Origin of the sequence: Caldimonas mangrovi, from assembly GCF_023721835.1 — a bacterium.
Lineage (GTDB): Bacteria > Pseudomonadota > Gammaproteobacteria > Burkholderiales > Burkholderiaceae_C > Caldimonas > Caldimonas mangrovi.
Genome location: NZ_JAMKFE010000007.1, coordinates 77,482 through 97,671 on the forward strand (window position 1 = coordinate 77,482; position 20,190 = coordinate 97,671).

Genomic DNA, 20,190 nt, shown 5'->3' on the forward strand with positions numbered 1-20,190 from the left:
ATGCCGCACCCGACCCGCCTCACCCTGCGACCGCTGCCTGCGCGGCTTGCCTTGCCGTGCCTGGAACGGCATCGTGCGTTCGTCTCGCGCTTCGCCGCGGCGGCTGCCGGGCGCACGCGTGCGTGGCCGCTGTCGCCGGTGCTGCTGAGGCGCCGCGCCACGGTGCTGCACGCGGCCGGCGCACGCTGGTTCGCGCCGTCGTGGACGTGGGTGCTGTCGCCGCGGCCTGCCGCGCCACCGGCCTCCGTACGCACCCTCGTTCGTGCAGGCACCGCGCTGCGCCCCGGCGTGACGACGCTGCGCCCGGCCGTCGCGACGCCGGCGATGCGGGTGCTCACGGTCATGCGGTCTCACACGCACCTGGAGCGCAGCGCCACGCGGCACGAGCGGCACACCTCGGTGCCATCGGTCCACGTGTTGCGCACGATGCGCATCGAGCGTCATGCGGCCTACCCGCGCGTCTCGGTGGTGCTGTCGCGCCCGCCGGCGCCTGCACCTGCGCCCGGCGTTGCAGAACGCGCGGCCACGGCGCTGCCGCCGGCCGCGCACAGCCCGTTCGCGGCGGCCCGGTCCCTCGCGTGGCCCGCCGGGCGCGAGCCGCTGCCGCCGCAGGAGCTGGCGCGCGTCACTGACCACGTGCTGGCGCAGCTGGACCGCAAGGTGCTCTCGTACCGCGAGCGCCACGGGCAGCTCTAGGAGCCTCCACCATGTCCCTCGAGAAGGCCCTCATCACCAACACCGTCACCGGCACCGCGATCCCGGTGCAGTTCAACCCGGAGGACTACACGCTCAACCGGGAGATCACCTACGCCCAGGCTGCGATCCCCGGGTTATCGGCGCCGCTGCTGCAGTTCGTCAACGGCAACCTGCAGACGCTGGAGATGGAGCTGTTCGTCGACTCGTGGGAAGAGCACAAGGTCGGCAGCCGCGTGGTCAACGCGGCGCAGAGCGACGTGCGCCTGCTCACCCGCCAGGTGACCGACCTGATGAACATCGAGCCGTCGACCCATGCGCCGCCGGTGCTGCTGTTCACCTGGGGCTCGCTGTCGTTCACTTGCGTGCTGTCGCGTGCAGGCCAGAAGTTCGTGATGTTCCGCCCGGACGGCATCCCGGTGCGCGCGCGGCTGACGGTGGCCTTCAGCGAATACCGCAACGTCGAGCTGGAGGCAAAGGAGGTCAAGCGCGAGACGGCCGACTACTCCAAGCGTCACGTCGTGTCGCAGGGCGAGACGCTGTCGTCAATCGCCGCACGCGAGTACGGCGACCCGAAGCTGTGGCGCGTGATCGCGATCGCCAACCGCCTGCAGCGTGCGCGCGGGCTCGAACCCGGCCTGCAATTGCGGCTGCCCCGCCTGCCCTACCGCGACCCCGACTCGGGCCGCGTGATCGCCTGAGGCACACCATGGACCGCGCCCGCTTCGCCCCCGAGTTCGCGCTGCGCATCGACGGCGCGCCAGCACCCGCCGAGTTGCGCGCGTGCATCCAGAGCGTCAGCTGCACCACCGGCTACGAGGGCCTGGACGAGCTGCAGCTGGTGCTGGCCAACGAGCAGCTGCGCTGGCTCGACCACCCGCTGTTCAAGCTCGACACGGCCGTCACCTTCGAGCTCGGCTATGCGCCCGACCCGCTGTCGCAAGTGTTCGACGGCCAGGTGGTGGCACGTGGCGCCAGTTTTCCGTCGGGTGCCATGCCGACCTTCACCGTGACGGCGCACGACCGCCGCCACCGCCTGCGCGAAGGCAACAAGGTGCGCTGGTTCGCGATCCCGCTGCCCTGCCCGGGAAACCTGCCGCTGCCCGACATCGCCACCGCCAGCCTGGTCACGCTCGAGAACCTGATGCTGCCGATCTTCGACCCGGTCGGCGCGGCGCTGTCCATCATCCTCGGCGGGGTCGACACCTTCGTGGCGGTCACCGACCCGGAGTCGGCGCAGAAGGTGATCCGCAAGCAGGCCAACGAGAGCGACTACGACTTCCTCGGCCGCATCGCCGCCGAGAACGGCTGGGACGTGCTGGTCGAGCACGACGGCCCCGTCGGCGGGCACCTGCTGCGCTTCACCTCGTCGCTCGACCACCTGCAGGCCGACCACACCTTCGCCTGGGGCCGCTCGCTGATCGACTTCCAGCCGCGCGTGTCCAAGGTGGGGCAGATCGCCACCATCGGTGGCTTCGTGTGGGTGTCGGCCATCAAGATGACGTTCGTGGTCACGCTCGGCTTCGACTGGGACCGCATGAGCCTGACGCTGTCGATCTACCCCGGCATGGTGCCGATCGGCATGCAGCCGGGCGACTACCTCATCGACGAGCCGCTGACCCCGACCTCCATCCCGCGCAAGCTGGTGTCCGAGATCATCCCGCGCCTGAACCGCCGCGTCACCGCCAGCGCCAACGTGGTGGGCGAGCCGCAGCTGCGAGCCGGGCAGGTGGCGCGCATCGAGAACGCCGGCGAGGAGTTCGGCGGGCTCTACCGGGTCACGTCGGTGACGCACACGATCGACGGCGGCGGGTTTCGCACACGCTTCGACGCGCGCAAGGAAGTGTGGTTCGGCTCGATTCCCCTCGCGGACCAGGGCGCCGTCCCGGTCCGCCTGTCGTTCTAGGAGAGGCACATGGCAGACGAAGCGGTCAAGTTCGGGCTGACGCGAGAAATCGAGGGCATCGGCCAGCGCTCGGAGCCGCCCGAGAAGAAGGTCTACGGCGTCTCGGTCGCCATGGTGCTCAACAACATCGACTGCACCGGCCAGGCCCGCGTGCAGCTGATGCTGCCGTGGCTGCCCGGCTTCACGCCGTGGGCGCGGCTGTCGAGCATGATGGCCGGCATGGGCCGCGGCAGCTTCTTCGTGCCGATGATCGGCGATGAAGTGCTGGTGGCCTTCAACCACGGCGACGTGCGCGAGCCCTATGTGCTGGGCACCTTGTGGAACGCGATGGACCGCCCGCCGGCGCTCAGCCCGACGGACGCGATGACCAAGCGCAAGATCCGCACCCCGCTGGGCCACGAACTCGACTTCGACGAGGCCACCCAGGCCGTGACGCTCAGCAGCAACACCTTTTCCACCGTGACGCTCGACCCCACGCGGGCCGAGATCAGCACGCCGCTGGCCAAGGTGTCGATCGGCAAGGGCGGCGACGTGACGATCACCGCGACCACCAAGCTGACGCTGGAGGCCCCGGTGATCGAGATCAAGGCCAGCAGCTTCATGCAGGTGGGCAGCACCGGCGCGCTGGTGGTGAAGGCCGACGGCGTCTGCGCGGTGCAGGGCAAGACCGTGGCCATCAACTGAGCACCGCACCATGCCGCAATCCGCCGCGATGCAGTTCTCGCTCACCACCCACCCGGGGCTCGTCACGGCGGGCTGCCCGACGGTGCTGATCAACACCTTGCCGGCTGCGCGCCTGGGCGACCCGCACACCTGCCTGATGCCGCCGACAGCCGGCCCGCACCCGCCCAACACCATCGCGAAAGGCAGCGCCACCGTCCTGATCGGCGGCCAGCCCGCTGCGCGTGTCGGCGACCTGACCGGCTGCGGCGCGACGATCGCGAGCGGCTCGCCCAACGTGATCATCGGAGGCTGACCGTGAGCGACGACGACTTCCTGCTCGACGAGGCCGCCGCCGGCGACGCCGCCCACCCAGCGGCCGACCCCAAGGCCTTCCTCGGCCGCGGCTGGACCTTCCCGGTGGGCGTGTCCGACGGCCGCATCGCCACCGCGCTGCACGAAGAGGACATCCGGCAGGCGATCCGCATCATCCTCGACACCGAGCCGGGCGAGCGCGTCATGCGGCCGGACTTCGGCGCCGGGCTGCGCGGCCTGCTGTTCGAGCCGATCAACACCACCACGATCGCGCTCGCACGCCATCGCGTGGAGCGGGCGCTGGTGCTGTGGGAGCCGCGCATCGACAGCATCGGTGTCGACGTGCGCGCCGAGCCGCGGCAGGGCCTGCTGCGCATCGAGGTGCGCTACCGCGTGCGCACCACCAACACCTTCTACAACCTGGTGCACCCCTTCTATGTGCAAGAAGGGCGCACCACGGCGACGCCGGCCTCCGGGCCGGCGACCGCGCGATGAAAGACTGCGCACGCCCCCCGCTGGTCGTCGACCGTGCGCTCGCGCAGTGGCGCGAGGCGCTGGACCGCGACCGCGCTTCGTACGTCGGCGAATGGCATGCCCCGTGGCGCGCCGACGGATTGAACTCCGCCGACGCCGGCCAGGCGCTGGCGTGGATCATTGCGCGCAGCCTCGACGTGCAGGCACAGGGACTCAACGCGATGCCGCTGCGCCTGCAGCTGGAGTTCCTCGACCGCCTGGGCGCCGGCGTGCTGCCGGCCCAGTCGGCACGCGCGCCGCTGGTGTTCAAGCTGCTCGACAGTGCCACCGGCGACGCCACGGTGCCGTCCGGCACCCGGGTGGCCGCGGTGCTGCCGCCGCCGGCGCCGTCGCTCGAGGCCGGCGCCGCCGCCCCGCGCCCGGTGGCGCCGGAGTTCTACACCGAGGGCGAGATCACCGCGATGCGCGGGCGGCTGGCGGCCTGCTATTCCATCGACCCGGCCGAAGACCTGTACGCCGACCACAGCGCCGCCACCGAGACCGGCTTCGCGGTGCTGGAAGCGATGTCGCCGGTGCCGCACCGGCTGTACCTCGGCCACCCGGAGCTGCTGCGCCTGTCCGGCACCGCGCAGGTGGTGCTCACGGTCGACTTCGCGCCGCCCGGCATGGCCGCGGCCAGCGTCGAAGCGCAGCAGCGTCCGCTGCTGCTCGACTGGGAGTACTTGAGCGTCAACGGCTGGCTGCCGCTCACGCTGGTGGAAGACCGCACCGAACGCTTCACGCGCGACGGCAAGATCGTCATCGGCAAGCTCACCGGCCCCGACGCCAAGGAAGGCCTGGTGGCCGGCCGCAACGCGTTCTGGATCCGCGCCACGGTGGCGGGCCGCGTGCCGTCGGCCCGGGTCGTGGCCGAACTCGTGCCGGCGGCGCCGCAGGAACACGACTTCGAGGTGGAAACCAGCCGCGAACTGGTCGCGCACGACGTCGTCACGGTGGACGGCATCGACCATGCCACGGTGGTGCGCACCAGCGAGCGCACGGTCACGCTGGACCGCATTCCGGCCGGGCTGGTGCCGGGCGAACACCTGGTGCTCGCCGACGCGCTGCCGCCGCTGCGCCCCGATGGGGCCGACGAGGCCGGCGTGCTGCCGCGGCTCGACGTGATCCGCGCGCGCGTCGGCTTCTCGCGCTCCGACCTGGTGGCCGACAAGGCCCTGCTCGACGGCTTCAATGTCGACATCAGCAAGGACTTCCATCCGTTCGGCACCCAGCCCGCCCCCTACGCGTCGTTCTACGTGGCCTGCAAGGAAGCCTTCTCGCGCAAGGGAGCCCGCATCGAGCTGCGCTTCGAGCTGGTCGAGGCCGGCGCCGGCTCGGCGGTGCTCGCCTACGAGTACTTCAAGGGCGACCGCTGGGCGATGCTGGGCCCCGACGACGAACTGCAGGACACGACCGCCGCCCTGATGGCCGCGTCAAAGTCCGGCGTGGTGTCGTTCAACGCGCCGCTGGCCTGGGCCGAATCCGAGCTGAACGGCGAGTCCGCCTTCTGGCTGCGACTGCGCATCGCCAGCGGCGACTACGGCAAGCCGCGCGAGTTGTCGGTGGTGCCCGACCCGGCCGACAGCAGCAAGTACATCGTGACCTCGGTCGACCCGACGCTCGCGCCGCCGGTGGTGCGCACCTTGCGCGTCGGCTACGTGGTGCTGTCGAACCCGTCGACGCTGGAGTACTGCATCGCCGAGAACGATTTCGCGTTGACCGACCACAGCGAGAACGCCCGCTGGTCGCGCAGCACCTTTGCGCCGTTCGCGCCGGTGGCCGACCGCACCCCCGCGTTGCACTTCGGCTTCACGCACCACCCGCCGGCCGCGCTGGTGAGCCTGCTGCTGCAGGTCACGGCGGCAGGTGCGGCCGCAGCGGCGCAGCCCTACACCTGGGAGTACTGGGGGCGCAACGGCTGGACCGAGCTGTCGGTGCGCGATTCCACGCTCGGCCTGCAACAGACCGGCCTGGTGCAGTTCGTCGGCCCGCCCGACGCGCTGCCGCGCGAAGGACTGGGCGGCTCGCTGTACCGCGTGCGGGCGCGGCTGAAGACCGGGCTGCTCGCGCGCGACCACGTCACACACTTCGGGGGCGTGTGGCTCAACGCCGTGTGGGCCTCGCAGGGCACACGCTACGTGCGCGAGTCGCTCGGCATCGCCAGCGGCGAGCCCGACCAGACCTACGTGCTGCCGCCGGTGCGCGCCGTCGCGGGGCCGGCGTCGCTCGGCTCCGCGTCGGCGCCGCCCGCCGCACGCGACGCGGCCAGCTTCGAGCAGGCGCTGGACGTGCCGGTGCACGGCGTGCCCGTGCTGGCCGGCGAGCAGGTCGAGGTGCGCGAATGGAGCGGCCGCGGCGACGACTGGGAGACGGCCGTGGCCGGCGTGCCGCGCGAGGACCTGCGCTTCGAGACCGACCCGCAGCAGCCTTCGGTGGTCACCGCCGTCTGGGTGCGCTGGCATGCGCGGCCGCACCTGTACGACACCGGCCGCGACGACCGGCACTACGTGGTGGAGCGGGCGCGCGGCATGTTCCGCTTCCCGCCGGCCGGCGCGCGCGTACCGCCGGCCGGTGCGCCGATCGCCGTGAGCTACGTCACCGGTGGCGGCACCGGCGGCAACGTCCCGGCCGGCACGTTGCGCGAACTGCGCAGCGGCGTCGGCTTCATCGAATCGGTGCGCAACCCGCTGCCGGCCGAAGGCGGCGCCGCGACTGAGTCGCTGCGCAGCGCACGCGACCGCAGCGTACAACTCGTCCGGCACCGGGACCGCGCGGTGAGCTTCGAAGACTACGAGTGGCTGGCCCGCGAGGCCTCGCCCGATGTCGCGCGCGTGCGCGCGTTGCCGCTCGAAGGGCTGGACGGCCGCGGCGCGCGCGGCTTCGTCGGCCTGGTGCTGGTGCCGCATTCGGTCGACCCGGCGCCGGTGCCGTCGCGCGAGCTGGTGGCCCGGGTGCTCGACCACCTGCGCCGTCGCGCACCGGCCGGCGTCGCAGGCGGCATCCGCAGCGTGATGCCGAGTTATGTGCGCGTGGGCGTGCGCGCCGAGATCCTGCCGGTGTCGGCGCAGGAAGCAGGCCGCGTCGAGGCACGCGTGCGCGAGCGCCTCGCGCGCTATCTGCACCCGCTCAGCGGCGGCGCCGACGGGCGCGGCTGGCAGTTCGGCGAGCCGGTCGACCTGTCCGGCGTGGCCGCGCTGGTCGAACACACGCCGGGGGTGGACGCCGTGCATTTCCTGCAGCTCATGGTCGGCTCGGCCGTGCACGGCGACTTCGTGCCGGTCAGCCCGCAGCAGTTGCCGGCCCCCGGCGAATCGCAACTGAAGATCCTCGTGCCGAGCGTGCCCTATGTCCTTGGTTAAGCCCTCGCTCGACAACCGCGGCTTCGACCAGCTGGTCGACGAAGGCCGCGCGCAGATCCCGCGGCTGGCACCGGGTTGGACCGACCACAACGCGTCCGACCCCGGCATCACCTTGATGGAGCTGGCGGCCTGGCTCGCAGAGCAGAACATCTACCGCTACGACCGACCTTCGGACGAGGCGCTGCGCGGTTTTGCGCAACTCGTGCTCGACGATGCGCGGCGCGAGGCCACCCTTGCGAGCACGGTGGTGGCGGTGGCCCATGCCAATGCCGCGGGCGTCGACCTGCCCGCGCGCATCCAGCTCGCCACCGGCACCGCCGAGGCCTTCGAGACGCGCACCGCCTTGCATGCCTCACCGGCGCAGCTGGTGCAGGTCGGCTGGAGCGCCGCAGGCGGCGGCTTCGAGGACGCCACCGCCGACAACCAGACGGCGCACCCCTGGTGGCCGCTCGGCCCGCGCCCGCGGCCCGGTGCCGCACTCGTGCTCGGCTTCGACCGGCCGCTGGATGCCCCCGGCGCGACCCTGGCGCTGCACCTGTGGACCGACACCTGGTCCGCCGATGCGCGCACGCGCCAGCGCCTGCAGGCCGAGCACGATGCGCTGGTGCAGCACCTGCAGGCGAGCTGCCCGCCCTGCAGCTGGAAGCCCACCGCCGAAGCCGCGCATTGGCGCCACCACTACCGCGCCGCCACCGTGTGGGAATTCGATGCCGGCGGCACCTGGCAGCCGCTGACCGACGTGGTCGACGACACGCGTGCACTCTCGCTGTCGGGCTTCGTGCGCTTCACGGCACCGGTCGGCCACCAGGCCAGCGGCGGCCTCTGGCGCGTGCGCTGCCGCCTGCGCCGCGGCCGCCACGAATGCCCGCCGCGTGCGCTGCACCTGGCCTTCAACGCCGTCGAGGCCGAGCATGCGCTGAGCCGTCCCGAGCGATCGCTGGGCCTCGCCCATGGCCGTGCCCGCCCCCTGTTCGCGCTGGGCGAGGCCCCCATCGCGCACGGCACCACCTCGCTGCGCATCGACGACGGCGCGGGCAGCGTCCAGACCGACTGGGCCGTCGTGCCCGAGTGGGACCGCAGCGGCCCGCACGACCGCTGCGTGCGCATCGACCCGGCCTTGGGGCTGCTGCACGGCGGCGACGGCTTGCGCGGTGCCGTGCTGCCGGCCGGCCACGAGGTGTACGCGAGCTACCGTGTCGGCGGAGGGCCCGCGGGCAACCTCGCCGCCGGCTCGCTCATGCACGTGCCGGTCAATGCGACGAACGATGCACTGACGCAGCCCACGCCGCTGTCCGGGCTGGCGCATGCGCTGTCGGTGCGGCAGCCCTTCGCCGCGACGGGCGGGCGCCCGCGCGAAACGCTGCGCGCGATGCAGGCGCGTGCCATCCGGCACGCCACCTCGGTCGACAAGGCCGTCACGCTGGCCGACTTCGAACGCCTCGCGCTGCGGACACCCGGCGTGCCGGTGGCGCGCGTGCGTGCGGTGGCGGGCACCCACCCGGCTCTGCCGTGCTGGCCGGCCCCCGGCGTGGTGCAGCTCGTCGTCGTGCCGCATTGCCGGCGGCCCGCGCCGATGCCCAGCCGCGCGCTGCTCGACGCGGTGGCGCGCTACCTGGCGCCGCGCCGTCTGGTGACCTGCGAGCTGCAGGTGCGCCCGCCGCGCTACCGCCGCGTCGCCGTGCACGCGACGCTGCACCTCGACTGCACCGCACACGACGCCGACACGACCATGGAGCTCGCGGCGGCCCGCGTCGATGCCTTTCTCGACCCGCTCACCGGCGGCCCCGACGGCACCGGCTGGCCGATCGGCCGCACTGTGTACCGCAACGAGCTGATGGCCCTGCTGGCCCAGACCCCCGGCGTGGCGAGTGTCAGCGAGCTCGGCCTGAACGGGCCCTGCGGCCAGGGCGCCTGCTGCGGCAACGTGACGCTGTGCGACGACGAACTGGTGCGGCCCGGGCGGCACCGCCTGCGCGTGCAAAGCGCACAACCCCTGAACCTGAGACGGAGCGACGCCCATGTGTGCGAGCAAGACAGACCCTGTGCGTGAGCGGCTCAACTACTTCAACGGCCAGCGCCTGACCGCGAGCGACCTGCGCACCGAGCAGGGGCATCACGTCGGCATGCGTCGCGTGTTGAACCGCTCGCTGTACACCCAAGGCATCGTCGTCGGGCTCGACGTCGAACGCGCCCCCGAAGACCCGGCCGACCCGACCTGGAAGCACAAGGTGCTGGTGCGTCGCGGGCTGGCCTTCGACCACCTCGGCCGCGAGATCTTCGTGCCCGAAGACGTGCTGGTGCTGGTGATGGGTGCGCCCAGCACGACACCGGGCGTGGTGTTCGGCAACCTGCTCGCGGTGTCGTACCGCGAGCACCGCCGCCAACCGGTGCACGAGCGTTGCGCGGTCGTCACCCCCTACAAGCCGTGCAGCGGCGACATGCCATGGGGCGCACCGAGCCGCATCGTTGCCGACTGGGCGTTCAGTTTCCTCGACGCCTGGCCGGCCGAGGAAAGCGGCCGCATCGTGCTGGCGCAGGTGGAGCTGAACGCCAACTGCGAGGTGGTGCGCGTGATCCCCGGCGTGCGCCGCTACGCCATCCCGACCAAGCCGCAGACAGTGCGCGTGATGGCCCTGGAAGGCGAGAAGGACGTCAACGCCGCCAACCCCAAGGTGCTGTACTTCCACCTCGAGGGCGGATTCCCCAACGTGGCCACGCTGCACCTGCGCAGCCGGCAGTTCTCGACGCTGCACTACACCGAGCTGGCGCGCCACACGCACCACCTCGACGGTGAGCTGTCCACGCAGCCGGGCGTCGACGCGCACCAGCACACCATGGGCGAGATCACCACCGGCGAGGGCCTGGACCCGGACGACCTGGAGTTCCAGTCGCTCGCGCACTTCGGCAGCGACGCCGACTACGCGATCCGCCTGTGGGAACCCGCCACGAAGGCCAACACCGATGCCGGCCACGTGCTGCACAACCTGAGCCAGCTGGCCGAGTTGCGCGCGATCAATTCGCTGCACACCCACAGCATCGCCGCGGGTCAGCAGACCAATGCCGCCGGTGCAGTGCCTGCGCACAGCCACAACTTCACCACGCTGTCGGCCGACGAAACCGGCCACCAGCCCGGCGTGCGCAACGGCGCCGCCTACACCTATTTCGGCGAGCTGCAGGTCAAGCTCAACGGCATCAACATCACCGCGCAGATCCTCGAGCAGTTGAAGGCCAACGGGCCCGACTGGCCGAACCTCAAGCTGGGCCAGGCGAACAACGCTGCCCACCTGCTGGTGACCACCGGCACCGGGCCCATCGACCTGCTGCGCATCCCCGGCGTGGACCTCGCGCCGAACCAGGAGCACGTGCTCGAGTTCATCCCCACCGCCGGTGGCGGGCAGCTCCACTACAACCTCTATGTCGAGTAGCGCATGAACGACGCGACCCGCCACTTCCTGCTGCGCGACCGGCGGCGCTGGCACGGGCTGCGCTCGGGCCTGGACGTCGACCGCGACGGCGCGTTGCAGCTGGCGGCCCTGCCCGCACCGGCGGACGGGCGCAGCGTGTCGATCGCGACGCCGTTGCCGGCGGCGCGCGAAGTGTCCGGCATCGCGGCGGGGCCCAACGGCGCCGTGTTCGTCAGCGACACCGAACACCACCGGCTGCTGTTCATCGACGGCGCCTGCAACGCCCGCGCGTGGTTGCCGCCGGGCGGCACGGCCGGCTCGGCGCCCGGCCAGTTCCATGCGCCGCGCGGCCTCGCACTCGCCGCCGGTGCGCTGCTGGTGGCCGACAGCGGCAACGCACGCGTGCAGCATCTGGCACTGCCGGCCCTGGAGCCGCACCTGGCCTGGGCGCGCTGGGGCCAGCCGGTCGGGGTGGCGGTGGACAGCACCGGCCGCGTGGTGGTGGCGGACGCCGCGGGACAGCGTGTCGAGCGCTGCGACGACCGCGGCGTGCCGGATGCCGTGTTCAACGCGGCGCTGGCCGCCGCCGGCCTGCTGGTACAGCCGCGGTGGGTGGCCATCGGCCGCGACGACCGCGTGCTGGTCGGCGACGCGGGCGCGAACGCGGTGTTCGTGTTCGACGCCGACGGCACGCCGCGCGACCCGCTGCCCGGCCCGGCCGGCTGGTTGCCCGGTGCGCTGGCCGCCGACGACCAGCGCATCTACGTGGCCGATGCCGCCACCGCACGCCTGCAGGCCTTCGATGCCGACGGCGCCTGGATCGGCGTGCTGCCGCACTGGTCCGGTCCGGTCACGGCGCTCGCGCTGCGCGCGGGCGGCCACCTGCTCGTGAAACCCGGGCTCGATGCGACCTATCACGAGTTCGCGGCCGGCCTGGCCCACGTGGCACAAGGCCACATCGCCGCGGGCCCGCTCGACGCCGCCGAACTGGCCGACTGGGAGCGCGTGTGGTGCGAGTCGAGCACGCCCGAAGGCACGCGCTGCACCCTCGAATACGCCCACCAGGCGAACGAGGCGCCGGCGCCCGTCGCCTGGACACTCGCCACCTCGAACGATGCGCTGCTGTCGGCCGGCCCGCCGGCCGCGCCGGGCACGCGGCGCCACCTGTGGCTGCGCGTCACGCTGTCGACCACGGTGCCCGCGCGCACGCCGCGGCTCACGCAGGCGCGCGCCGCGACCCCGGGCGAGGACTACCTCGACCACCTGCCGATGACCTACCGGCTGCACGACGCGGCGCCCGACGGCCGCGAAGGTTTCCTGTCACGTTGGCTCAAGCTGCTGCGCGGCGAGTTCACCATCATCGAGGAGGCGCTGGACCTGATGCCGCGCCTGCCGGACCCGCAACACGCGCCCGGCACCCACCTCGCGTGGCTGGCCAGCTGGCTCGCGCTGGAGCTGCCGCGCATCCGCGACGACGACGAATGCCGCGAGCTCATCGCGCGCGCCGTGCGCCTGCATGCGCGGCGCGGCACGCCGGCCTCGATCGCCGAACACGTGGCGCTGCACACCGGCATCCGCCCCACCATCGTCGAGGCCTACGAGGGTCGCCACCTGTGGCTGCTGGGCACCTCGTCCCGGCTCGGCTTCGACACGCAGCTGCCGCCGTTCGACCCGCTCGGCTGGGTGGTGCCCGACCCTGATGCGGCCATCGACTGCTGCGCGGCCCTCGAGGCGCCCGCCGGCTGCGGGATGCCGGTCCCGCTGGCCGATGCAGGCTGCGGCCCGTGCGTGCCCGCCGGGGCTGCCGGCCCGGTGGTCGAGTTGCCCGCCACGACCGTCGGCCGCGCCATCGTCGGCGAAGGCGGGCCGCTGGCCGCACACCAGATCGGCCTGCCGCTGTTTTCCGACGAGGCCTACCGCTTCTGCGTGCTGGTCGACGCCTACCGCGTCTGCGATGCCGCGCTGTTGGACGAGATCCGCCGCATCGTCGACCGGGAAAAGCCCGCCCACACCGACTGGCGCCTGGAACTGGTCGAACCCGACATGCGCGTGGGCCTGCAGGCGCGCATCGGCATCGACGCCATCGTCGGCGGCGAACGGCCCGGCTGGCGCCTCGGCGCCGAGCTCGGCACCCACACCACCCTGTCGCCCCGCGACGCCGCGACCCGCCTCGACGGCCTCGTGCTGGGCGACGGCATGACGCTCAACTGAGGAGCCCCGCATGAACCCCTGCGACAACGCCGAAGCGCTGCTGCGCGTGCTGTCTCCCGCGCGCCGCAACCATTACTTCTACGGCAAGCGGATGGACGTCCAGCACTTCCAGCTGGAACAGGACTATGGCAAGCACAAGCAGTGGCTGCTCAACCGCCTGACGCTCGGCAAGGGCGTGGTGTGCGGGCTGCGCGTCAGCATCGACGGCAACCGCCTGTGCGTCGACCCCGGCGTCGCGATCGACGGGCTGGGACGCGAGATCGTGGTGCCGGTGCGGCAGTGCATCGACCCGCTCACCAACGACGGCGGTTGCTGCACGCCCTGCTGCGAAGACCCGCAGCCGACGCCGCCGCCGCGCGGTGACGGCGCCAACCCGGACAACCCCGACAACCCCACCGGCCCAGCCAATCCGGACCCGCCCGACGACACCGGCGTCCGCCCCCGCCTCTACACGCTGTGGCTTTGCTACAAGGAATGCAAGACCGACTTCGAGCCGGTGCTGGCGAGCGAATGCCACACCCGCCAGCCGTGCGAGGCCGGCACCATCGTCGAGTCGTTCTGTCTCAAGGTGGCACCTGGCGCACCGCTGCAGCAGGACCCCGACTGGTGCGCCCACCTGTGGCCGCGCCGGCGCCCCCCCATCGAGCCGGCGCCGCAACCGCCCGGCACCGCGCAGCCCGCCAACCCGCGGCAGCCGGCGCTGGGCGGCAGCGGTGCGGCGGCCGGCGACTTCGTCGCCACGCCGCTGCCGGCGGGCCCAGGCCAGCCCACCGCAGACGACCTGCGCCGCTCGCTCGACAGCCGCCGGCGCATCCTGTGCGGCCTGCTCGACGGCCACTGCGATCCCGCCGACGAAGACCCGTGCGTGCCGCTGGGCGTGTTCATGCTGCGCGGCGAGCGCATCGTGCGCTTCGACGCCTGCCTGGTGCGCCCACGCATCTACAGCAACGCGCAGCTGCTCGACCTGATCCTGTGCCTGGCCGACCGGCTCGACGAGTGCTGCAACGGTCACGAGCCCCCGCCACCGCCCGCCACCGAGCCGATGCGGCTGGAAACAGTGGACTTCATCGCGCGCCTGACCAACGGCATGGAGTCGCCGGTCACCACGATGGCCAACCCGCTGGTGGACACGCCGGTGGACATCAACCGCAACATGAACACGCTGCGCCTGCGCTTCTCGCAGCCCTTCGCGCAAGACCAGCGCAAGCCCACTGCCCCCGGGCTGGGCGACCCCGACTTCACGCGGCACAACGTGCAGATCCTGCCCGACGACGTGCTCGGCGGCCTGCCCTTCGTGCCCGGCACGCTGACGATCGAGGGGGCCGACACGGTGCGCTTCGACCTGTTTCCCGACTCGCCCTACGTGCGCGGCGGCGGCTGGCAGAAGGGGCGCTACCGCGTGATGCTGCGCGGCAACGAAGACCTGCCGGCCGGCAAGCCCGCGCTCGGCAACACCGAGGGCACGGCCTTCGACGGCGAGCCGATCGCGCCCGCGGGCGGGCTCATCTCGGGCAACGGCACGGCGGGCGGCGACTTCGTCGGTGCGTTCGTCGTCGGCAGCGGCGCGCCGCCGGCCACGCTGCGCGTGCGCTCGGTCGACTTCCTGCTGCGCGACGTCGGAGCAGCAGAGACCATCGTGGCCACGATGGCCTCCCCGCTCGACCGCACGCTGGTCAACGGGCGCATCTCGTCGATCCGCGTGCGCTTCACCGAGCCGCTCGCGGCCCAGGGCCCGACCCGGCCGATCACCCACGGCCTCGACGACCCGGACTTCACGCGCCACAACGTGCAGGTGCTGCTGCCGCCGCGCGACGCGACGGCGCGCGGCATCGAGTACCTGCCCGGCACCGTCACGATGGAGGCCCCCGACACGCTGCGCTTCGACGTGCTGCGCGGCTCGCGCATCGTCAACGCCGACGGCCAGTGGCCCAGCGGCACCACCAACCTGCGCCTGGTGCTGCGCGGCACGGCCCAGGCCGGCAAGCCGGCGCTGGCCGACCTGGACGGCACCTCGCTCGACGGCGACCCCACGGCGCCGGCCGGCGGCGTGATCTCCGGCGACGGCGCGGCCGGCGGCGATTTCACCGCGGCCTTCGCCGTCGTCGTGCGCCGCTGAAGCGCGCCCACCCGAATTTCGAAACCAGGAGCTCCACCATGTCGGACCTGTCGGACCTTCCCTGCGCCGTGTGCGGCGCCCCGCTCGAGCGCGTGCGCTACTTCCCCAGGCAGATGCTCACCGCCGACGACATGCGGCTCGAGCAGGACTACTTCCGCGAAAAGCTGCGCCGCCACAACCGCTACCTGCACGGCTGGGGCGTGGTGTGCGGCCTGGCCGTCGAATGGACCGACGACGCCAAGAGCTGGAGCGTGCGCGTGTGCCCCGGCTACGCGGTGGCACCACAGGGCGACGAGATCGCGGTGGACGACTGCGTGATCGTCGACCTCAAGCTCGGTGCCGTGCCCGACCCGTGCACCGTGCGCTGGCCCTGCCCGCCGCAGGGCGACATGCCGGGCGGCAGCCGCGAGCGGCCGGCGGTGGCCTACATCGCGGTGCGCTATGCCGAGTGCCACACGCGCCCGGTGCGCGTGCACCCGGCCGGCTGCGGCTGCGACGAGGTGTCCTGCGAATACGCGCGCGTCCGCGAGTCGTTCGAGATCAAGGTGCTGTGGAAGCTGCCGCAGTCGCACACCGATGCCGCCGCCGACGACCAGGCCTGGTGCCAGGCGCTGCAGCAGCAGCCGGCCGCCACCGACATCCGACGCCGCCATCGCTTCCCGGCCCCTGCCTGCCCCCCCTGCGTGAGCGACCCGTGGGTGGTGATCGCCACCGTCGCGTTCCCGGCCGCAGAGGCGCCGAGCGAGCAGTACAAGACCAGCCACCCGCCGCAGTACGAACATCGGCGCGTGCTGCTGGCGACACAGCGGCTGCAGACCGCTGTGGCCTGCTTCGAGTGAAGGCGCAAAATCCGCACGTCGTTCAAGGAGCTGAAACGCCATGGCCAACGTTGTCCTTCTCTTCGGGCACGGCAGGTTCGACCCGCAGGAGCAGCCGCCCAAGGTCACCGTCCCCAGCGGCTGCAAGTTCTGCCTGTTCGCGCGGCACAAGGAAGAGATCATGGGCACTCGCATGACCCACCTGAGCTACTACATCAGCCGCTACAACATGGACGCGATGGCCGCGGCCGCGAACCTGCTGGCACACCAGGACTTCAAGGACGAGATGCTGAAGGATCAGCACCTGCGCCGTATCAAGACCGGCGGTGACCCGGTTCACAACTATCGGCTGTTTCCGCCGGCCGGCCTGACCCACGACCTGTACGACGAAGAAGCCCAGACCGGCGTCAAGCTCGTCACCGTGGACGACGAGGACGGCGTGACGCTCCAGTCCCTCTTCGAGACACACGGCGCCGCCGGCACGGTCTTGATGTGGATCGCCTGCCGTGCCGTCAACGGTGTCGTGGGGCACGGCGTCGACGGCTACGGCCTGCCGCCCAGCCTGACCGAGGTCGAACGGTCCAGCACCGGCGCGAAAGTACCGGTCCATCACCGGGCGAAGGACTACTTCAAAGGGCCCTGGCCCACGCAGTGAGGTCCGCCACGCAGCCCTCCGGGCACGCCGGCAAGTCGGTGTCTGCCGGCCTCGTCAGTCCGCAACGGGTTCCTTGCCCTGCAACTCCTGCGCGGTCAACCACAGCCGCAGGTCGAACTCGAGCTGGTGGTAGTCGGGCTCCATGTGCTGGCACAGCGCATAGAAGGCCTTGTCGTGCTCGCGCTCCTTCAGGTGCGCCAGCTCGTGCACGACGATCATGCGCAGGAAGTCGGCCGGCGCGTCCTTGAACAGCGCCGCAATGCGGATCTCGCGCTTGGCCTTCAACTGCCCGCCCTGCACCCGCGACACGGCGCTGTGCGTGCCGAGTGCGTTCTTCACGACGTGCAGCTTCGGGTCGAAGACCACCTTGGCGAGCGGCGGTGCACTCTTCATGTGGCGAGCCTTCATCTCGCAGACGTAGTCGTAGAGCGCCCGCTCGTTGCGGATGGCGGACGGCTGCGGGTGGCGGCGCGCCACCGTCTCGGCCAGCCGTCCGCTGTCGATCAGGCCCTCCACCTGAGCCAGCAGCCCGGGCGGGTAGCCCTGCAGATACCTGAGCTTCATCGCCGAAGACATCACCCGGCCATGCGCTGCAGGCGGGCCGCCTCTTCCAGCCGCGCGTCCTCGATCTCGCGCAGCACGCCGGACAGGTCCACCGCACCCAGCTGGGGCTCGTAGCGGCCGCTCAGCGGCATGCCGGGCGCGAGCAGCCCGCCGGCGTAGAGCGACCAGATCTCGGGGCCGTATTGCGTGGGCAGCAAGGCCGGCGCATAGCGGCCGAAGAAGCTGCGCAGGTTGTCGACGTCGCGCAGCAGCATGCGCGGTGCGTGGTTGTTGCCCGCGGCGTCCACCGCTTGCGGCAGGTCGATGATCACCGGCCCGTCGGCGGCCAGCAGGATGTTGAACTCCGACAAATCACCGTGGATCACGCCGGCGCACAGCATGCGCACCACCTCGTCGATCAGCGTCGCATGGTGGCGCTCGGCGTCTTCGGCACTGAAGTCCAGGTCGTTCAGGCGCGGTGCGGCGTCGCCGTGGGCGTCGGTCACCAGCTCCATCAGCAGCACGCCGTCGAGGAAGTTGCCCGGCCGCGGCACTCGCACGCCGACGGCCGCCAGACGGCGCAGCGCATCCACCTCGGCGCTCTGCCACGCCGCCTCCTGCTGCTGCCGGCCGAAAGCCGTGCCCTTGGCCATCGCGCGGGCCTGGCGGCTGTTGCGCACCTTGCGGTTCTCGGTGTAGTCCACCGCCTGGCGGAAGCTGCGCTTGTGCGCTTCCTTGTAGACCTTGGCCGCGCATGTCTCGTCGCCGCATCGCACCACGTAGACGTCGGCTTCCTTGCCGCTCTTCAGCTGGCGCACGACGCCGTCGATGAGGCCTTCGGCCACCAGGTTCTGCAGACGGGCGGGGATTTTCATCGCCCGGATTGTCGCGTCCTTTCGCGTGGGCCTGAGATGAAGGGGCATGCCGCATGGGGGGAGCGCCCCCGGCGCACGCGTTACTCCTCCTCTGCCAGCAGTTGGCCCAGCCGCCGCGGATAGTGGTTCAAAAAGTCCCGCGTGACGGCATAGTGCTCGGTGTCTTCGTAAGCCACTTCGCCGAGGCCCGCGGCGTCGAACTGGATGATGCGGGCGTGCGGGTAGGACAGCAGGATCGGCGAGTGGGTGGCGATCACGAACTGCGAGCCGTCTTCCACCAGCTGATGGATGGCGCTCAGCGCTGCCAGTTGCCGGTTGGGCGACAGGGCCGCTTCCGGCTCGTCCAGCAGGTACAGGCCCTTGCCCTTGAGCTTGTGGACCAGCACGGCCATGAAAGCCTCTCCGTGGGAACGTGCATGCAATGAACCGCCATAGCCTTCCGTGTAGCCCACCTCGTCCATGTAGGACGCCACGTTGAAGAAGCTCTCGGCACGCAGGAAGTAGCCGTCGCGCGGCGCGGGCACCCCGCGCGCCAGCCGCAGCACCTCGTGCAGCGGCGAAACGCTGCCGGCACCCGCCATCCTGACGTTCTTCGTGCCCCCTTCGGCGCCGAACCCGAGCGCCACCGCGAGCGCCTCGATCACCGTCGACTTGCCGGAACCGTTCTCGCCGACGAAAAACGTGACGTTCGGATGGAAGTCGACATTCCCCAGCTCTTGCACTGCGGGGATGTTGAACGGGTACTCGTCGAAGTCGAGGTCCACCTCCGGCCGGAAGGATGCACGCAGCAGATAGGGTTGGGTGCGACGAGGCATGGAGCGATGGTGCCGTTGAGTGCGGTGACGCGATTCTGCCGAAGGAAAAGCTCGGTGGATCGCCGGCGCCGTTGGCTCGCATCTTCCCTCGGACCCGGTTTCGTGTTCCGGAAAGAGGCGTTGCAGCTGTTCCGCGCCATTAACGTCTGAGACACGGAGCCGGGCTGGAACGATCGCTATGCAGCGGCGAAAGCGGAAGTTCAGCCGACAATGCCGCCAGAGAGCTCTCGGCCATTTGCAGACGCTAGCGCGAGATCGAGCCGGCGGGGTGCTCTGCTCCGCTCATGTCCCCCGCGACGGGCTACGCCCGCCGCTCCTCCTTTACTTCGCTGCGCAGAACACCCCGCCGGCCCGATCCACTACCGCACGTTGTTCGCGACTTCGAAGGCAGCGAGCCGCTCAGGCAAGGGGTGCCGGGTGGCCGACGCAGCGAAGTAAAGGAGGAGGGATGGGCGTAGCCCATCCCGGGGGACATGAGCGGAGTCGGCTACCCGGCGCCCTTTGCTCGCGCATAGCTCACAAACGAAGGACTGCATCGGGTCGAACGGAGCCGCAGGTCCCGGCAATAACGGACAATCTCGCCAATTGAACCTCTCTACGCAGCTTGGCAATGCTTGATTCAAGGTCGCTCGCAATCTCAACGGGGTTGGTGCTTGTTTTCGCGGCAAGCAGCGTGCAGGCCGCAGACTGGCGGCGAGTTGCTCAACTCGATGCGGGAGGCACGGCCTACTACCTGGATGTCGATAGTCCACGGCGGGATGCTGACAACCAGGTAGTTGCAGTGGTGCTTGCACAGCACTCTCCTAGTCAGCGAACTCCAGACGGAAACGCGTATGCATCCTCGATACGTGTTATCCGTTTCGGCTGTGCAGCCGAAAGCCTGGCAGACCAATCAATTACCTTTTATGCCGAAGCCGGTGGCAACGGAGCAGTTGTTCGACGCATGGAGCGCACGGCCGAGCAGGCGAACGCTGATCTGCAACCGACAGATCCGCAATCGATTGGCAAGGCGTTGGTGTACGCGGCTTGCGAGGTATTTGCCCGAGGCAAACCAGCTTTCCGCTGAGCCGGCCAAAGCGCGGTGTTCCGCCGACCGCTCTGGGTCGGAAGCGGCTGTGGCGCGAGCGACCCTAAAAGTCCCTTCCAGCCTGAAGCTGACGTTCTCGTTGTCTCAGACATTGCCGCCGTGCCTGCCTGCCGGTGACCCGCTGGCCCCCGTCTCAGACTGGCGCAGCGAAAGGTGGACCACCACCGTCGGGCCGGTTGTCTCAGACTTCATTGGCCAAGAACAGCAGCGGCACCGTTGA

17 protein-coding genes are annotated in these 20,190 nt (G+C 71.1%); 14 read left to right on the plus strand and 3 right to left on the minus strand.

Features of this window, described 5'->3' with window-relative positions; translation table 11 throughout:
• Genes M8A51_RS13200 through M8A51_RS13260 form a run of 13 tightly spaced genes read left to right on the plus strand, consistent with a single transcriptional unit; the run spans position 1 to position 16,650 of the window.
• A complete protein-coding gene (locus M8A51_RS13200) occupies positions 1 to 696 on the plus strand; it encodes a hypothetical protein (protein WP_251778939.1) in 696 nt (231 codons plus the stop codon).
• 11 nt (positions 697 to 707) lie between these two features.
• Positions 708 to 1,394 (plus strand): CIS tube protein, encoded by a 687-nt coding sequence (locus M8A51_RS13205; protein ID WP_251778940.1) that lies wholly within the window; start codon positions 708 to 710, stop codon positions 1,392 to 1,394.
• 8 nt (positions 1,395 to 1,402) lie between these two features.
• Complete coding sequence (locus M8A51_RS13210) at positions 1,403 to 2,599, plus strand: phage late control D family protein (protein WP_251778941.1); 1,197 nt, start codon at positions 1,403 to 1,405, stop codon at positions 2,597 to 2,599.
• Between the two features lie 9 nt (positions 2,600 to 2,608).
• A complete protein-coding gene (locus M8A51_RS13215; protein ID WP_251778942.1) occupies positions 2,609 to 3,283 on the plus strand; it encodes a phage baseplate assembly protein V in 675 nt (224 codons plus the stop codon).
• Positions 3,284 to 3,293: 10 nt separating this feature from the next.
• Complete coding sequence (locus M8A51_RS13220) at positions 3,294 to 3,575, plus strand: PAAR domain-containing protein (RefSeq protein WP_251778943.1); 282 nt, start codon at positions 3,294 to 3,296, stop codon at positions 3,573 to 3,575.
• 2 nt (positions 3,576 to 3,577) lie between these two features.
• Complete coding sequence (locus M8A51_RS13225) at positions 3,578 to 4,069, plus strand: GPW/gp25 family protein (protein ID WP_251778944.1); 492 nt, start codon at positions 3,578 to 3,580, stop codon at positions 4,067 to 4,069.
• Complete coding sequence (locus M8A51_RS13230) at positions 4,066 to 7,446, plus strand: putative baseplate assembly protein (protein ID WP_251778945.1); 3,381 nt, start codon at positions 4,066 to 4,068, stop codon at positions 7,444 to 7,446. The genes M8A51_RS13225 and M8A51_RS13230 overlap by 4 nt, the downstream gene beginning before the upstream one ends.
• A complete protein-coding gene (locus M8A51_RS13235; RefSeq protein ID WP_251778946.1) occupies positions 7,433 to 9,496 on the plus strand; it encodes a putative baseplate assembly protein in 2,064 nt (687 codons plus the stop codon). The genes M8A51_RS13230 and M8A51_RS13235 overlap by 14 nt, the downstream gene beginning before the upstream one ends.
• A complete protein-coding gene (locus M8A51_RS13240) occupies positions 9,465 to 10,871 on the plus strand; it encodes a hypothetical protein (RefSeq protein WP_251778947.1) in 1,407 nt (468 codons plus the stop codon). The genes M8A51_RS13235 and M8A51_RS13240 overlap by 32 nt, the downstream gene beginning before the upstream one ends.
• Before the next feature lie 3 nt (positions 10,872 to 10,874).
• Positions 10,875 to 13,061, plus strand: a complete 2,187-nt coding sequence (locus M8A51_RS13245; RefSeq protein ID WP_251778948.1) for a phage tail protein — start codon at positions 10,875 to 10,877, stop codon at positions 13,059 to 13,061.
• A gap of 10 nt (positions 13,062 to 13,071) precedes the next feature.
• A complete protein-coding gene (locus M8A51_RS13250) occupies positions 13,072 to 15,177 on the plus strand; it encodes a hypothetical protein (RefSeq protein ID WP_251778949.1) in 2,106 nt (701 codons plus the stop codon).
• Between the two features lie 38 nt (positions 15,178 to 15,215).
• Positions 15,216 to 16,016 (plus strand): hypothetical protein, encoded by an 801-nt coding sequence (locus M8A51_RS13255; RefSeq protein ID WP_251778950.1) that lies wholly within the window; start codon positions 15,216 to 15,218, stop codon positions 16,014 to 16,016.
• Positions 16,017 to 16,056: 40 nt separating this feature from the next.
• Positions 16,057 to 16,650: a putative adhesin gene (locus tag M8A51_RS13260; RefSeq protein WP_251778951.1), complete on the plus strand. Its 594-nt coding sequence runs from the start codon at positions 16,057 to 16,059 to the stop codon at positions 16,648 to 16,650.
• A 54-nt stretch (positions 16,651 to 16,704) separates the two neighbouring features.
• Here M8A51_RS13260 and M8A51_RS13265 read toward each other — a convergent pair whose 3' ends face one another.
• The 3 genes from M8A51_RS13265 to M8A51_RS13275 form a co-directional block, all read right to left on the minus strand.
• A complete protein-coding gene (locus M8A51_RS13265) occupies positions 16,705 to 17,214 on the minus strand; it encodes a M48 metallopeptidase family protein (RefSeq protein WP_251778952.1) in 510 nt (169 codons plus the stop codon).
• 11 nt (positions 17,215 to 17,225) lie between these two features.
• Positions 17,226 to 18,068: a PA4780 family RIO1-like protein kinase gene (locus M8A51_RS13270; RefSeq protein ID WP_251778953.1), complete on the minus strand. Its 843-nt coding sequence runs from the start codon at positions 18,066 to 18,068 to the stop codon at positions 17,226 to 17,228.
• An 80-nt stretch (positions 18,069 to 18,148) separates the two neighbouring features.
• On the minus strand, positions 18,149 to 18,883 hold the full coding sequence (locus M8A51_RS13275) for an AAA family ATPase (RefSeq protein WP_251778954.1): 735 nt from the start codon (positions 18,881 to 18,883) through the stop codon (positions 18,149 to 18,151).
• Positions 18,884 to 19,493: 610 nt separating this feature from the next.
• Here M8A51_RS13275 and M8A51_RS13280 point away from each other — a divergent pair.
• Positions 19,494 to 19,949, plus strand: a complete 456-nt coding sequence (locus tag M8A51_RS13280) for a surface-adhesin E family protein (RefSeq protein ID WP_251778955.1) — start codon at positions 19,494 to 19,496, stop codon at positions 19,947 to 19,949.
• The last annotated feature ends 241 nt before the right edge of the window (positions 19,950 to 20,190 follow it).